Here is a 279-nt window from a genome sequence, read left to right on the forward strand (position 1 = left end):
ATACGCACCCGGTATGCGGCAGATGAGCGAAAATAACTATAAAGTTTCATGGTTTATTATCCTTGTGATCCAGTAAATTGCTTTTTAATTGTGCGCCAGCAATCAGTGTAGTTAGTTTGGCGCTCTTTGCCCTCAAGAGCGTATTTAGTTGGGGATATGATATAACGTGATTCAAACATAAATGCCAGCGTATTATCATAACGTTGTGGCTCAAGCTGGGCATTAGAGGCTTTGTCGAACACGTCGGCTTCAGGTCCATGTGGCGACATACAATTGTGT

1 protein-coding gene is annotated in these 279 nt (G+C 42.7%); it reads right to left on the minus strand.

The window, feature by feature from the left end; genetic code table 11:
- Positions 1-56 precede the first annotated feature (56 nt).
- Positions 57-279, minus strand: a 223-nt coding sequence (locus AAEY83_RS14405) for a homogentisate 1,2-dioxygenase domain-containing protein (RefSeq protein WP_351059915.1), incomplete at its 5' end; no start/stop codon positions are given.

This window comes from Psychrobacter sp. TB20-MNA-CIBAN-0197, from assembly GCF_040309765.1.
GTDB lineage: Bacteria > Pseudomonadota > Gammaproteobacteria > Pseudomonadales > Moraxellaceae > Psychrobacter > Psychrobacter submarinus.